Annotated in this window: 17 protein-coding genes and 1 pseudogene; 14 read left to right on the top strand and 4 right to left on the bottom strand. The window is 64.5% G+C overall.

The genetic code is table 11. The features are described from left to right. From rplO to map, 4 genes are all read left to right on the top strand, one after another. Complete coding sequence (gene rplO, locus ACSYG9_RS01710) at positions 1 to 444, top strand: 50S ribosomal protein L15 (protein WP_169685542.1); 444 nt, start codon at positions 1 to 3, stop codon at positions 442 to 444. A gap of 253 nt (positions 445 to 697) precedes the next feature. Beyond that, entirely contained in the window at positions 698 to 2,011 is a 1,314-nt protein-coding gene (secY, locus tag ACSYG9_RS01705) for a preprotein translocase subunit SecY (protein ID WP_440125512.1), read from the top strand. After that, positions 2,008 to 2,553, top strand: a complete 546-nt coding sequence (locus ACSYG9_RS01700; protein WP_440125511.1) for an adenylate kinase — start codon at positions 2,008 to 2,010, stop codon at positions 2,551 to 2,553. The genes secY and ACSYG9_RS01700 overlap by 4 nt, the downstream gene beginning before the upstream one ends. A gap of 17 nt (positions 2,554 to 2,570) precedes the next feature. Next, complete coding sequence (map, locus tag ACSYG9_RS01695; RefSeq protein WP_440125510.1) at positions 2,571 to 3,368, top strand: type I methionyl aminopeptidase; 798 nt, start codon at positions 2,571 to 2,573, stop codon at positions 3,366 to 3,368. Here map and dtd read toward each other — a convergent pair whose 3' ends face one another. Further along, entirely contained in the window at positions 3,369 to 3,806 is a 438-nt protein-coding gene (gene dtd, locus ACSYG9_RS01690; protein WP_440125509.1) for a D-aminoacyl-tRNA deacylase, read from the bottom strand. Positions 3,807 to 3,992: 186 nt separating this feature from the next. Here dtd and infA point away from each other — a divergent pair, with 186 nt between their 5' ends. The 9 genes from infA (at position 3,993) to ACSYG9_RS01645 (ending at position 9,742) form a co-directional block, all read left to right on the top strand. After that, on the top strand, positions 3,993 to 4,214 hold the full coding sequence (gene infA / locus ACSYG9_RS01685) for a translation initiation factor IF-1 (RefSeq protein WP_006554587.1): 222 nt from the start codon (positions 3,993 to 3,995) through the stop codon (positions 4,212 to 4,214). Positions 4,215 to 4,306: 92 nt separating this feature from the next. Then, positions 4,307 to 4,420 carry a 50S ribosomal protein L36 gene (gene rpmJ, locus ACSYG9_RS01680; RefSeq protein ID WP_003938068.1) on the top strand — a complete coding sequence of 38 codons (114 nt, stop codon included), beginning with the start codon at positions 4,307 to 4,309 and terminating at the stop codon, positions 4,418 to 4,420. A 207-nt stretch (positions 4,421 to 4,627) separates the two neighbouring features. Further along, the gene (gene rpsM / locus ACSYG9_RS01675; protein WP_169685552.1) at positions 4,628 to 4,996 is read left to right on the top strand and encodes a 30S ribosomal protein S13; all 369 of its coding nucleotides are present in this window, start codon (positions 4,628 to 4,630) and stop codon (positions 4,994 to 4,996) included. After that, a complete protein-coding gene (rpsK, locus tag ACSYG9_RS01670) occupies positions 4,996 to 5,409 on the top strand; it encodes a 30S ribosomal protein S11 (RefSeq protein WP_169685554.1) in 414 nt (137 codons plus the stop codon). The genes rpsM and rpsK overlap by 1 nt, the downstream gene beginning before the upstream one ends. 27 nt (positions 5,410 to 5,436) lie before the next feature. Then, positions 5,437 to 6,042 carry a 30S ribosomal protein S4 gene (gene rpsD, locus ACSYG9_RS01665; RefSeq protein ID WP_054715397.1) on the top strand — a complete coding sequence of 202 codons (606 nt, stop codon included), beginning with the start codon at positions 5,437 to 5,439 and terminating at the stop codon, positions 6,040 to 6,042. Between the two features lie 99 nt (positions 6,043 to 6,141). Then, positions 6,142 to 7,200, top strand: coding sequence for a DNA-directed RNA polymerase subunit alpha (locus ACSYG9_RS01660; protein ID WP_054715400.1), 1,059 nt, complete (start codon positions 6,142 to 6,144; stop codon positions 7,198 to 7,200). 30 nt (positions 7,201 to 7,230) lie between these two features. After that, positions 7,231 to 7,791: a 50S ribosomal protein L17 gene (gene rplQ, locus ACSYG9_RS01655; RefSeq protein WP_440125507.1), complete on the top strand. Its 561-nt coding sequence runs from the start codon at positions 7,231 to 7,233 to the stop codon at positions 7,789 to 7,791. A 5-nt stretch (positions 7,792 to 7,796) separates the two neighbouring features. After that, entirely contained in the window at positions 7,797 to 8,705 is a 909-nt protein-coding gene (gene truA, locus ACSYG9_RS01650; protein WP_440125506.1) for a tRNA pseudouridine(38-40) synthase TruA, read from the top strand. A 65-nt stretch (positions 8,706 to 8,770) separates the two neighbouring features. Beyond that, on the top strand, positions 8,771 to 9,742 hold the full coding sequence (locus tag ACSYG9_RS01645) for an alpha/beta hydrolase (protein WP_454840926.1): 972 nt from the start codon (positions 8,771 to 8,773) through the stop codon (positions 9,740 to 9,742). A gap of 560 nt (positions 9,743 to 10,302) precedes the next feature. Here ACSYG9_RS01645 and ACSYG9_RS01640 read toward each other — a convergent pair. After that, positions 10,303 to 10,377 (bottom strand): annotated as a pseudogene (locus ACSYG9_RS01640) (acyl-CoA dehydrogenase family protein); the annotation flags it as partial. A 165-nt stretch (positions 10,378 to 10,542) separates the two neighbouring features. Between ACSYG9_RS01640 and ACSYG9_RS01635 the strand changes: the two are divergent. Beyond that, the gene (locus ACSYG9_RS01635; protein WP_454840924.1) at positions 10,543 to 11,100 is read left to right on the top strand and encodes a hypothetical protein; all 558 of its coding nucleotides are present in this window, start codon (positions 10,543 to 10,545) and stop codon (positions 11,098 to 11,100) included. 67 nt (positions 11,101 to 11,167) lie between these two features. Here the strand turns inward: ACSYG9_RS01635 and ACSYG9_RS01630 are convergent, their stop codons facing one another. Continuing rightward, a complete protein-coding gene (locus tag ACSYG9_RS01630) occupies positions 11,168 to 11,467 on the bottom strand; it encodes a hypothetical protein (RefSeq protein WP_454840923.1) in 300 nt (99 codons plus the stop codon). A 77-nt stretch (positions 11,468 to 11,544) separates the two neighbouring features. Further along, positions 11,545 to 13,005 (bottom strand): hypothetical protein, encoded by a 1,461-nt coding sequence (locus tag ACSYG9_RS01625; RefSeq protein WP_454840922.1) that lies wholly within the window; start codon positions 13,003 to 13,005, stop codon positions 11,545 to 11,547. Between the last annotated feature and the right edge of the window lie 7 nt (positions 13,006 to 13,012).

Below are 13,012 nucleotides of genomic sequence, written 5' to 3'. Positions count from 1 at the left end.
ATGACCATCAAGCTGCATCACCTGCGCCCCGCTCCGGGCGCGAAGACGGACAAGACCCGCGTCGGACGCGGTGAGGGTTCGAAGGGCAAGACCGCTGGTCGCGGTACGAAGGGCACCAAGGCGCGTAAGAACGTCTCGGCAGCCTTCGAGGGTGGCCAGATGCCCCTGCACATGCGTCTGCCGAAGCTCAAGGGCTTCAAGAACGCATTCCGCACCGAGTACCAGGTTGTCAACGTCAGCGACATCGCCCGGGTCTTCCCGGAGGGTGGCCAGATCGGCGTCGACGAGCTCGTGGCCAAGGGCCTGGTTCGCAAGAACCAGCTCGTGAAGGTCCTCGGCGAGGGCGAGATCGCGGTTGCCGTTCAGGTATCCGCGAACAAGTTCTCCGGCTCCGCCAAGGAGAAGATCGCCGCTGCCGGTGGTACTGCAACCGAACTGGCCTGACCGGTTCGATTCTGTATGAATCACGGCTGACGAACGGCCGCGGTGCAGTCGATGACTGCGCCGCGGCCGTTCGCGTATCTCTGTGCTGCCGTACGCTTGTGACGTACTTGCAGCGCGTTGCGTCCTCCGCGTCGTCCCGCCGATGATCCTGACCGGTGGCTGTCGGGGTGCGCACTGTTAGAGTTCTAGAGTTGTCTACTGTCCGACGGGCCTATCCGGCCTGTCGCTCCCGATCGGCCTGCCAGGAGGATTCTTGCTTTCCGCCTTCGTCTCGGCCCTCAGGACACCGGACCTGAGGCGGAAGATCCTCATCGCCCTCGGGCTGGTGGCTCTGTACCGTCTCGGCGCCTCGGTGCCGTCCCCGGGCGTCGACTACGGAAACGTCCAGGCGTGTGTCGACCAGCTCGCCGGTAGTGAACAGGCCGGCATCTACTCCCTGATCAATCTGTTCTCGGGTGGTGCCCTCCTTCAGCTGTCGGTGTTCGCTATCGGCATCATGCCTTTCATCACCGCGAGCATCATCGTGCAGCTGCTCACCGTCGTGATCCCCAGATTCGAAGAACTCCGCAAGGAGGGGCAAGCGGGTCAGGCCAAGATGACGCAGTACACGCGATATCTGGCTGTGGCGCTTGCCGTCCTGCAGGCGACCGGAATCGTGGCGCTCGCCGCCCGAGGGCAGCTGCTGCAGGGCTGTGCCGAACCGATCCTGGCCGACGACAGCGTCTTCGGCATGGTCGTGATCGTCCTCGTCATGACTGCGGGTGCTGCGGTGGTGATGTGGTTCGGCGAACTGATCACCGAACGCGGTGTCGGCAACGGCATGTCGATCCTGATCTTCGCCGGTATTGCGTCCGCGCTGCCGAGCGAAGGCCGGACGATCCTCGAATCCCGAGGTGGCCTCGTCTTCGCGATCGTGCTGGTTGTTGCGCTGCTCCTCATCACCGGCGTCGTCTTCGTCGAGCAGGGACAGCGTCGTATCCCGGTGCAGTACGCCAAGCGGATGGTGGGCCGCCGTATGTACGGTGGTTCGTCGACTTACCTGCCGCTGAAGGTCAACCAGGCCGGCATCATCCCGGTAATCTTCGCGTCGTCGTTGCTGTATCTGCCCAACCTGATCGCTCAGCTCACCGGCGCGACCACCAACCCCGAGCCGAGCTGGTGGCAGCGCATCATCAACGAATATCTCGTCAACCCGAACAACCCGGTCTACATCGCGTTGTACTTCGGATTGATCGTGTTCTTCGTGTTCTTCTACGTCGCCATCACGTTCAATCCGGAAGAACGCGCCGACGAGATGAAGAAGTACGGCGGCTTCGTCCCCGGTATCCGGCCGGGCAGGCCCACTGCCGAGTACCTCAGCTACGTGCTCAACCGCATCACGGTTCCCGGCTCGATCTACCTCGGTCTCATCGCAGTACTTCCGAACTTCTTCTTGTCGGGCGGCCAGACCGCCAGCAGTATCTTCGGCGGCGCAGCGGTGCTCATTCTCGTCAGTGTCGCGCTGGACACTGTCAAGCAGATCGAAAGTCAATTGATGCAGCGCAACTACGAAGGGTTCCTCAAGTGAGACTTGTACTCCTCGGTCCTCCCGGTGCCGGCAAAGGCACACAGGCCGCAATCCTGTCCGAGAAGCTCGGCGTTCCCGCCATTTCGACCGGCGATCTCTTCCGCGCCAATATCGGGCAGGGCACCGCGCTCGGCTTGGAGGCCAAGAAGTACATCGATGCCGGAGATCTCGTCCCCGCAGAGATCACCAACAACATGGTGCGCGAACGGCTTGCAGAGCCCGACGCCGCCAACGGATTCCTTCTCGACGGGTTCCCTCGTAGCGTCGAGCAGGCCGAGGAACTCGGCAACATCCTGAAGAACCTGTCCACCTCTCTCGACGGTGTGCTGTCGTTCGTCATCGACGAGGATGTCGTCGTCGAGCGCATGCTCGCTCGCGGTCGTGCCGATGACACCGAAGACGTCATCCGCAACCGTCTCCGGGTCTACCGGGAAGAGACCGCGCCGTTGCTCGACCACTATGCAGATGTCCTCATCACGGTCGACGCCGTCGGCGAGGTCGACGAGATCAACGCGCGCGCACTCGCGGCGCTCGGCAAGTAGACACAGGAATTTTCGGTATGGGTTTCGGGCGCAAGCGCAAAGTGGTTCCGTTCCGCACTTCCGGCGAGCTCGACGCGATGGCGGCCGCTGGTGCCATCGTGGGCGCCGCGCTCGTCGCGGTGCGAGATGCGGCGAAGCCGGGCGTGAGCACCCTGGAGCTCGACCGGGTGGCGGAAGCGGTGATCCGTGATGCGGGTGCCGTTCCGTCGTTCCTGGGGTACCACGGGTTCACCGGCTCGATCTGTTCGTCGGTCAACGATCGCGTGGTGCACGGCATCCCCTCGGAAGACGAGATCCTTGCCGAGGGCGACCTGGTGTCGATCGACTGCGGAGCGATCCTCGACGGATGGCACGGCGATTCGGCCTGGAGCTTCGGGGTGGGGGAGCTGTCCGCTGCCGACTCCGACCTCAGCGACGCGACGCGCCTGTCGATGGAAGCGGGCATCGCCGCGATGATCGCGGGTAACCGCCTCACCGACGTATCCCACGCGATCGAAGAGGGCACACACGCCGCAGAGCGTCTGCACGGTCGTCCGTACGGCATCGTGGACGGCTACGGTGGACACGCCATCGGCCGCGAGATGCACATGGACCCATTCCTCCCGAACGAGGGCAAGCCCGGCAAGGGTCCGCAGCTCGTGGTGGGTTCGGTGCTCGCGATCGAGCCGATGCTCACCCTCGGCACCCACGAGACCGTCGTCCTCGAGGACGAGTGGACCGTGGTGACCACCGACGGCAGCCGTGCGGCGCACTGGGAGCACACCGTGGCTGTCACCGAGGACGGTCCTCGTATCCTGACTCTTCGCGCGGAGTAGTCACACCTCGACGAGCAGGGTGACCGGGCCGTCGTTGACGAGAGTCACTTCCATGTGGGCACCGAACACTCCCGATTCGACATGTGCACCGAGGGTGCGCAGCGCCGAGATGAACTCGTCGATCAAAGGTTCGGCCACGGGCCTGGGCGCTGCCGCCGACCACGACGGACGCCGACTCTTCCGTGTATCTGCCATAAGGGTGAACTGGCTTACGACCAGCAGCGGAGCATTCAGGTCCGAGGCCGACTTCTCGTCTTCGAGAATCCGCATCGACCAGACCTTGCGTGCGAGTGTCGCGGCCTTCGCTGCGTCGTCGTCGTGGGTGACGCCGACGAGGACGAGCAGACCGTGACCACCGTCCGGGGGCGTGATCCGCGCGACCTCCGCTCCGTCGACCGCGACGGATGCAGTGGTGACCCGTTGAATCAGCGCACGCACGTGTGCCTCCTTACATCATTGCCATTTGGCCAGGTGAGAAAGTTCCCGTAATATCGATCGGTGGTGCGCGCTGCGCTCCGGTCGGTCTGCGTCGACGTGGTCTTCGCAACGGAGATCCGGGGATGCCGAGCGTCACGGTATCGGATACCGATGCAACCACACGTCGAACAACGGATCGCGGAGGATATGGCTAAGAAGGACGGCGCAATCGAGGTCGAGGGTCGGGTTATCGAACCGCTTCCCAATGCGATGTTCCGCATCGAGCTGGAGAACGGCCACAAGGTGCTGGCCCACATCAGCGGCAAGATGCGGCAGCACTACATTCGTATCCTTCCCGAGGACCGGGTCGTCGTGGAGCTTTCGCCCTACGACCTCACGCGTGGACGCATCGTCTACCGCTACAAGTAACAGGCTTCCCCGGCCGGACGGTCGGGGAAAAACATGTCTCCGGAACGGCCTACGCCGAATTCGGAGGCGCACATACAGGAGATCGGACGCACGTGAAGGTTCAGCCTAGCGTCAAGAAGATCTGCGAGAAGTGCAAGGTGATCCGTCGTAACGGTCGGGTCATGGTGATCTGCGAGAACCTGCGTCACAAGCAGCGTCAGGGCTAGATCTACCTTCCTCGCGAAGATCTGCTTGGCAACAAGCAAGAAGACCTTCCAGTACCAGTCGCACGGTTACGATCCACGATTCGTCGCGGAGCTGTGCGATATACCCCCGGTTCGGAGGCCGGGGCCCCACTGCGTTTGTCACTACACAGTTTCTTACGCAGGGGACGGGCTGGGAGCAGACCTCCGCACACCGAATAGGAATGCCACATGGCACGTCTCGCAGGTGTTGATCTTCCCCGCGAAAAGCGGATGGAGATCGCACTGACCTACATCTACGGCATCGGCCGTACCCGCTCCAAGGAGATCCTCGAGGCAACCGGCGTCAGCCCGGACCTGCGCAGCAAGGATCTGTCCGACGAGGATCTCTCGAAGCTCCGCGAGTACATCGAGGAGAGCTACAAGGTCGAGGGTGACCTTCGTCGCGAGGTCCAGGCGGATATCCGTCGCAAGATCGAGATCGGCTGCTACCAGGGCCTGCGACACCGTCGTGGTCTGCCCGTGCGTGGACAGCGCACCAAGACCAACGCTCGTACCCGCAAGGGCCCGAAGCGCACCGTCGCAGGAAAGAAGAAGTAATGCCTCCCAAGTCACGCACCACCGGTCCGAAGAAGACCCAGAAGGCACGGCGCAGGGACAAGAAGAACGTCCCGCACGGCGCTGCTCACATCAAGAGCACCTTCAACAACACCATCGTCTCGATCACGGATCCTCAGGGCAACGTGATCTCCTGGGCGTCCTCGGGCCACGTCGGCTTCAAGGGCTCGCGCAAGTCGACTCCGTTCGCCGCGCAGCTCGCCGCCGAGAACGCTGCCCGCAAGGCGCAGGAGCACGGCGTCAAGAAGGTCGACGTCTTCGTCAAGGGTCCGGGTTCGGGCCGCGAGACCGCGATCCGCTCCCTCCAGGCCGCAGGCCTCGAGGTCGGCACCATCTCCGACGTCACGCCCCAGCCGCACAACGGCTGCCGCCCTCCCAAGCGTCGTCGCGTCTAACAACGGGAAAGGAAAAGGTTCTAAGTCATGGCACGTTATACCGGTCCCGTTACCCGTAAGTCGCGTCGTCTCCGCGTCGACCTGGTCGGAGGCGACCAGGCCTTCGAGCGTCGCCCCTACCCGCCCGGCCAGCACGGCCGCGCGCGGATCAAGGAGAGCGAGTACCTGCTCCAGCTGCAGGAGAAGCAGAAGGCACGCTTCTCGTACGGCATCATGGAGAAGCAGTTCCGTCGTTACTACGAGGAAGCAGCCAGCCGCCCGGGTAAGACCGGTGAGGTTCTGCTGACCATCCTCGAGTCGCGCCTGGACAACGTCGTCTACCGTGCCGGCCTCGCGCGCACCCGCCGCCAGGCCCGCCAGCTGGTGTCCCACGGACACTTCCTGGTCAACGGCAAGAAGGTCGACATCCCGAGCTACCGCGTCTCCCAGTACGACATCATCGATGTTCGTGAGAAGTCGCTGAGCACGCTGCCGTTCCAGATCGCGCGTGAGACCCAGGGCGAGCGCCCGGTCGCTGCGTGGCTGCAGGTCGTCGGTCCGCGTCTGCGGGTGCTGGTCCACCAGCTGCCCGAGCGCGCGCAGATCGAGATCCCGCTGCAGGAACAGCTCATCGTCGAGTACTACTCGAAGTAAGCCACTTCGTGCCGTGGTGTCCTCCTTGCCTTCTCGGGCGGGAGGACACCACACCACCACTAGGGCGTCAAATAGCGGACGCCCACAAGGAGGCAACTCATGCTCATCTCGCAGCGACCCACGCTGACCGAAGAGGTCCTCGCCGACAATCGGTCGAAGTTCGTCATCGAGCCGCTCGAGCCCGGCTTCGGCTACACGCTCGGCAACTCGCTTCGTCGCACCCTGCTCTCCTCGATCCCCGGTGCCGCCGTCACCAGCATTCGCATCGACGGTGTGCTCCACGAGTTCACCACGGTTCCCGGTGTCAAGGAAGATGTCACCGACATCATCCTGAATCTCAAGGGCCTCGTGGTCAGCTCGGAAGAGGACGAGCCGGTCACCATGTACGTCCGTAAGCAGGGCCCGGGCGTCGTCACCGCAGCGGACATCGTTCCGCCGGCCGGTGTCGAGATCCACAATCCCGATCTGCACATCGCCACCCTGAACGACAAGGGCAAGCTGGAGGTCGAGCTCGTCGTCGAGCGCGGTCGCGGCTACGTCCCCGCCGTCCAGAACAAGGCATCCGGTGCCGAGATCGGCCGTATTCCGGTCGACTCGATCTACTCGCCGGTACTCAAGGTGACGTACAAGGTGGAGGCCACCCGCGTCGAGCAGCGCACCGACTTCGATCGGCTGATCCTCGATGTGGAGACCAAGAACTCGATCGCCGCACGCGATGCACTCGCGTCCGCGGGCAAGACCCTTGTCGAGCTCTTCGGTCTGGCTCGTGAGCTGAACGTCGAAGCAGAAGGCATCGAGATCGGTCCCTCGCCTGCCGAGGCCGACCACATCGCCTCCTTCGGACTTCCGATCGAGGATCTGGACCTGACGGTCCGGTCCTACAACTGCCTCAAGCGCGAAGGCGTTCACACCGTCGGTGAGCTGGTGGCACGCACGGAATCCGACCTGCTCGACATCCGCAACTTCGGCCAGAAGTCCATCGACGAGGTCAAGGTCAAGCTGCACTCGCTCGGCCTGTCGCTGAAGGACAGCCCCGCGTCCTTCGATCCCAGCAGTGTTGCCGGCTATGACGCCGCCACCGGTACCTGGAGCGACACCGACGCCGGGTTCGGCGACACCGACGGCAACGAGGACTACGCCGAGACCGAGCAGCTGTAGCAGCTCACGGTCCGTTACTAGGAGAAAATCATGCCCAAGCCCAAGAAGGGCGCCCGCTTCGGCGGGTCGGCCTCGCACCAGAAGGCGATCTTCGCCAACCTGGCCACCGCGCTCTTCGAGCACGGCCGCATCACCACCACCGAGGCCAAGGCCAAGGCCCTGCGCCCGTACGCCGAGAAGCTCGTCACGCACGCAAAGACCGGCACGCTGGCTTCGCGTCGTGAGGTGCTGAAAGTCATCCGCAACAAGGACGTCGTGCACGCCCTCTTCGCGGAGATCGGTCCCTCGTTCGAGGACCGCAACGGCGGATACACGCGCATCATCAAGACGATGCCGCGCAAGGGCGACAATGCGCCCATGGCGATCATCGAGCTCGTGCGCGAGAAGACGGTCTCGTCCGAAGCCGATCGCGCTCGGCGCGTGGCGGCTTCGCAGGCTGCACCGGCTGCCGAGGAGAACGTGGTGGAGGCCACCACGGCCGACGCCACCGACGCCGAGGTCGAGAACGCTGATGCTGTCGTCGAGGGGATCGAAGACACCACCGCAACGGCCGCTGACGCGACCGAGGCGGACGAGGCCAAGAAGGACTAGTCCACTTGGTTTCGGCACCAGCTGAATCGAACGAGCCCGTCGCCCCGTTCAGGGGCGGCGGGCTCGTCGCATCGGACACTCCCGGCGAGCACCTCACGCGCCTTCGGCTCGACATCTCGTACGACGGAACCGATTTCTCGGGTTGGGCTCGTCAGCCCGGCCGCCGCACGGTGTGCGGTGAGATCGAAGAGAAGCTGTCGGCCATCGTGCGGGCCCCTCTGCTCCTCACCGTTGCCGGACGCACCGATGCAGGTGTACATGCGAGGGGTCAGGTTGCCCACGTCGACGTGCCCACCGAGGCGCTGCCCGACGACCCGTCGCGTTGGATCCGTCGTCTCGCGCGGTTCCTCCCACGCGATGTCCGAGTCACGGGGATATCGGTTGCCCCGGAGCATTTCGATGCGCGTTTCTCCGCGGTCCGCCGTCATTACGAGTACCGCGTGACAACGGCCGTGTACGGAGCCGACCCGCTACGTGCCCGCGACACCGTTGCCTGGCCGAAGAACGTCGACCTCGACGCGATGCAGAGCGCGTCCCGGTCATTGTTGGGGCTTCACGACTTCGCAGCATTCTGCAAGCGGCGCGAAGGCGCGACCACGGTTCGCGAACTCCAGCGCTACGACTGGATCCGTTCCGGTGACATTCTCACCGCGCATGTGAGCGCCGACGCGTTCTGCTGGTCGATGGTTCGCAGTCTCGTCGGCGCGGCGCTCGCGGTGGGAGAGGGGCGCCGGTCGGTCGAATGGATGACCGCTCTCCTCGACGAACGTCAGCGCGCCGCGTCTGTCGCAGTCGCTCCCGCACACGGTCTCTCACTCGTTCGCGTCGACTACCCTGCTGATGAGGATCTTGCTGCACGCAATTCGGAGACACGGGAGACGCGCGGGCCGATTGCCCGTGGCTGCTGCGGATGAGGGGAACGACTTTGGCTGGCTCACGGTATGCGTTCGCAGCGGCTGTTGCGGTCACGGTCGTCGCGATGACAGGCGGACCCGCCCCCGGCACCGTCCGTGCCGAGACTCCGCCCGCAACGGAGACCGGGACCGCCGAATACGGTGTCGCCACACTCGAGCGTGTGGACCGGCGTTCCGACCGTGACTGGTCACTGTTCGTCTACTCCGCAGCGATGGAGCGCACGATCGAGCTTCAGGTGATCCGTCCCGCCGACACCAGCGCCGCGCGTCCGGTGCTGTATCTGCTCAACGGTGCCGGTGGTGGTGTCGACGAGGCCACCTGGCGCAAACAGACCGATGTCATGGATTTCTTCGGCGACAAGGATGTCAATGTCGTCACCCCGGTAGGCGGCGCGTTCAGTTATTACACCGATTGGCTTGCAGACGATCCGGAGCTGGGTCGCAACAAGTGGACGACCTTCCTCACCGAAGAAGCGCCGCCGATAGTCGACGCTGCCCTCGGCGCGAGCGGGCGAAATGCGATCGCGGGTGTGTCCATGTCGGCGACATCGGCGCTCGCGCTCGCCGAGCACGCGCCGAATCTGTACGCGGCCGTCGCGTCGTACAGCGGTTGTGCCGAGACTGCGACGGTCGAGGGCAGCCGCTACGTCGAGATGGTGGTGGGCCTCGGCGGTGGTGACGTCGAGAACATGTGGGGGCCGATCGATGGTCCGTACTGGATGGAGCGGGATGTGATCCGCAATGCCGAGCGGCTGCGGGGAACTGCGGTGTTCGTGTCGTCGAGCGGAGGACTGCCCGGTGTGCACGAAGCCCGCGCGTGGGATGAACACGGACCCGCAGTCATACCGGACATAGCGCTGCTCGGGGTGATCGAGACCGCGGTGAGTAGGTGCACGGACAGGCTGCGCACCGAGCTGGATGCGCTCGGGATCGAGGCGACCTATTCGACCCGTGTCGAGGGAACCCACACGTGGGGATATTGGCAAGACGCGCTGCATGAATCCTGGCCCCTGCTCTCGGAGGCCATGAGCGCCTGACACGCTCGCCCGTTCACCGGTGTTCTCGACCCTGTGGCCCGCACGCAGCGGCGTGTCACCTCGCGGGATGAGGCGACACGCCGCTGTCCGTGTCAGGGCAGAATGCGAATCCCACAGCAGGACGCCGACTTTCGGCTCCGGTCACGGGGTGCGTCATTCACAGGGGGAGAAGGACGCGGCTGTCAGCTGTCATCGGTGCTGGCCCGTGTGCCGAGACAGTCCTGTCTGGAGGATGAATCGTGCTCGTGTGAGCAATACTCATGCCCGAGCGGGTAGGAGTTGTGGTGAGCCCTCAGAGGAGGATGCCCAGACCGGCGAGCAGAGTGAGCAGGGTGGCGCCGAGTGATCCGAGAACCATGGTCTTCTCCTTCGTTCGGTGAGCCTCGGCCCGGTTCCGGACCTGAGGGGGCGACCTCGGCCCCCGATGGGGGTGAGGGCCTCGGTCGCCCACCACAGACATACCCCGCTTTGGCGGCATCAATCCTCGGTCGCGTCGAAATCTGGAGGGAGGCGGGCTGTCTCGTTCCGTGAACTCCTGTCCGACGGGGCTGCAGCGCAGGTCAACCGGCCAGCGACCGGGCAATCACGAGGCGCTGAATCTGGTTCGTGCCCTCGAAGATCTGGGTGATCTTCGCGAGCGGGGGAGCGGTGCTGCGGGTTTCGTTCCGATGCAGGTCAGTGGCTGTTCGGTGTGTGTGATGCGTGTGATGGTTACAGGCGCTAGAGCGGCTGGACCGGGACCAGGCCGGGACCGTCCCGAATCCCGTAACAGGACAACAATCAGAATGGATGATCAAGCTATGAGACTTCGTGCAGCATTCGCACTCGTACCGGCCGCACTACTCCTCGCGGCATGCTCCTCCGGAAGCGACCCGGAACCCGCCCCCAGCGAACCCGCTGTCACCACCCCCGCACAGGAAGGCCGCGGAGCCGCACAAGCCAGCATCGGAGAGCCCGTACAGCGCGCCGACGGCGGCTACACCCTCACCCTCACCAACGTCACCGAACGAACCGATTGCGACACCTACGGGGAGGAACGATCCCCCGCCGACACCGGCGACAAACTGATCGTCGCCGAGTTCCTGTTCGAAACCTCCTCCGCTCCGCTTCCGAGCCACTATCTGATGCCGCTCGAGTTCTACAGCGTCACCGGAAATCGAGTCGCAACCGTACCCAACGTCGGCGGCGAATACTCATGCTCCGGAGGTGTCAGCGGCCGGACAGATCTCAAGCAGCCGTTCTCGAACTCGTCGTACGAGCGCGTCGAGACGTTCATGGTGCCGGTCGAGGCGGAGTGGTTGGGGTATCGGGATCCGGATACGCGGCAGGCGTTCGAGTGGGACATCAGCGGGGTCTAGACTGACTCCCAACGACAAAAACGGCCCCACCCTCATCAAGAAGGGTGGGGCCGCAGTCATGTGTAGGTCAGGCAGGCTGGTCGGGTTCGACGTCCTCGACCGGAACCTCCGGGGTCTCCGGCTCGGGCACAGCGTCCTCGTGCAGATCGTCGAGGGCCTGAGCCCCCGCCTCGAGGCGTGAGAAGTCCAGATCCTCGCCCGCCTCGACCTGAGCCTTCAGGTCAGCGATACCGCCGACGATTTCGACGCGGGCCTTGTCGAGCTGGTCCGCGATGGCGTTGATCTTGTCCTGGTTGGACATGATGGTCCACCTTCCTGTTGCTACTACGACCGCGGCGAGTGCTGCGGCCTCGATCAGTCGCCACATGGCGACACCTCCCCTGGGTTGGGGCTGGGTTTGTGGATGGTTTCGTAACGGACCATGTGGATGCGTTACGGGCGGGGTCAGGCGAACAGCGGGCGCGACGACACTGCAGCGACCGAACGCGCCATCTCCACCGACGCGGCCCGCGTGTAGTGGAGCCCGTCCGAATCAACCAGACGAGGATCACCGACCGGACTGCCCGGTGTCGCCTCGAGAATGCGTTCGAAGTCCACACACCCCGCGATGCCGTCGGGAAGCTGACGCAACACGTTGTTGATGACCCGGCGCCAGCGCTCGCTGGTCCACGTCGCGTCCTCGTTGGCCGCGTGATCGTATGTAGTGCCCGCCGAGAGCGTGGCCGTATACGGGCCGGTGCCGGATACGGAGGACACGGTGACGTCCTCGGTCGTGTAGCCCGAGCCGATCATGACCGTGCCCGCCGGTGGTGACGCTGCGAGTGAGACCGTGGTGGCCCCAGCGGTCGCGGGCTCGGAAAGCTTGGCGTACTGATCGGCGAACCCTGCCGGGGCAATCGTCGTCCACCAGATCCGGCCGATACCCATTGCCCGCAACTTCGCGTTGATCGTCTGCATGTGAGTGGAGAACCCATTGAGGCCACCCGCGACGCCGTTGATGCCCAGTGACACGACAGCGAAGTCGTACTCCTCGCCCGCGACGGCGCGATCCCACATCTGAAGGTTGTTCACCGCCCAGTCCGCCAGGGTCGCCGAGCCGATACCGAGGTTCGAGGCTGCGGCCCCGGACATTGCTGCGGCGGTCATCGGCCACGACTCATGTGGAAGCGCAGAGACCGGAACGTCGGTGATCAGGGCAGGCAGCGGCAGGCGGCTCTGCGAGTAGGAGATGGTGCGCGAGTCGCCGACATATAGACCGTGCTGCACGGACTCGTCGAACCGGTACTGCACGATGACGTCGAGCCGGATCGAGTTGCGGTTGATCACAGGACTGGTCAGCACCGCCTGGCTCGCCTGGGCCGAACCGGTGGCGACCACGCCCTGTAGGGCGTTGCCTGACGCGGTGCCGGTGCCCTCGTTCGGTGTGGTCAGCCCCCACGAAACAACCTTGTCGACGCCCGCGACGATCGGGTCATCACCGATCCAGTCGGACCAGGCGAACGAGCCGTCAGTGGGTACCGTGAACTGCCCATGCACCTGGCTGACCGTGCCCTCGATATTGCCGTTCCACCGTTGCCCGGTCATGCTCCCCGTGGTGCGCTGCGGCGCTCCGGTCCACACACCAGTGATCGTGCACGGCGTGGTGGGGACGGTCGCCGATCGGTTGCTGCGGTTGCGGAAGCCGATACGCCATTCGAGCGCGGGGAACGGGAGCTGCACGAGGCTGCGCTGTGTCAGGTCGGTGACGGCGGCAGGGGTGATGGAGTTCGGCGCGGAGAACGGCAGCATCCCGACACGGGTGCCAGGTGGCCGCACATAAGTCGATTTAAGGTCTGCATCCACCGCGGCCGGCAGACGACTTCCCGAAGGCGCCGCATCGTCGAACGAAATCAATTTCTTGGCCACGATGGCC

The sequence above is a fragment of the Rhodococcus sp. SJ-2 genome (assembly GCF_053750035.1).
Note: the sequence above shows the minus strand (reverse complement) of the source record. Positions and strands in the feature narration are given on the sequence as shown.

Excerpts from the sequence above, each read along its gene's own strand:
- rplO (WP_169685542.1), top strand. The coding sequence starts at position 1 with ATGACCATCAAGCTGCATCACCTGCGCCCCGCTCCGGGCGCGAAGACG.
- map (WP_440125510.1), top strand. The coding sequence starts at position 2,571 with ATGGGTTTCGGGCGCAAGCGCAAAGTGGTTCCGTTCCGCACTTCCGGC.
- infA (WP_006554587.1), top strand. The coding sequence starts at position 3,993 with ATGGCTAAGAAGGACGGCGCAATCGAGGTCGAGGGTCGGGTTATCGAA.
- rpsM (WP_169685552.1), top strand. The coding sequence starts at position 4,628 with ATGGCACGTCTCGCAGGTGTTGATCTTCCCCGCGAAAAGCGGATGGAG.
- rpsK (WP_169685554.1), top strand. The coding sequence starts at position 4,996 with ATGCCTCCCAAGTCACGCACCACCGGTCCGAAGAAGACCCAGAAGGCA.
- rpsD (WP_054715397.1), top strand. The coding sequence starts at position 5,437 with ATGGCACGTTATACCGGTCCCGTTACCCGTAAGTCGCGTCGTCTCCGC.
- ACSYG9_RS01660 (WP_054715400.1), top strand. The coding sequence starts at position 6,142 with ATGCTCATCTCGCAGCGACCCACGCTGACCGAAGAGGTCCTCGCCGAC.
- rplQ (WP_440125507.1), top strand. The coding sequence starts at position 7,231 with ATGCCCAAGCCCAAGAAGGGCGCCCGCTTCGGCGGGTCGGCCTCGCAC.
- ACSYG9_RS01645 (WP_454840926.1), top strand. The coding sequence starts at position 8,771 with ATGACAGGCGGACCCGCCCCCGGCACCGTCCGTGCCGAGACTCCGCCC.
- ACSYG9_RS01635 (WP_454840924.1), top strand. The coding sequence starts at position 10,543 with ATGAGACTTCGTGCAGCATTCGCACTCGTACCGGCCGCACTACTCCTC.
- ACSYG9_RS01630 (WP_454840923.1), bottom strand. The coding sequence starts at position 11,467 with ATGTGGCGACTGATCGAGGCCGCAGCACTCGCCGCGGTCGTAGTAGCA.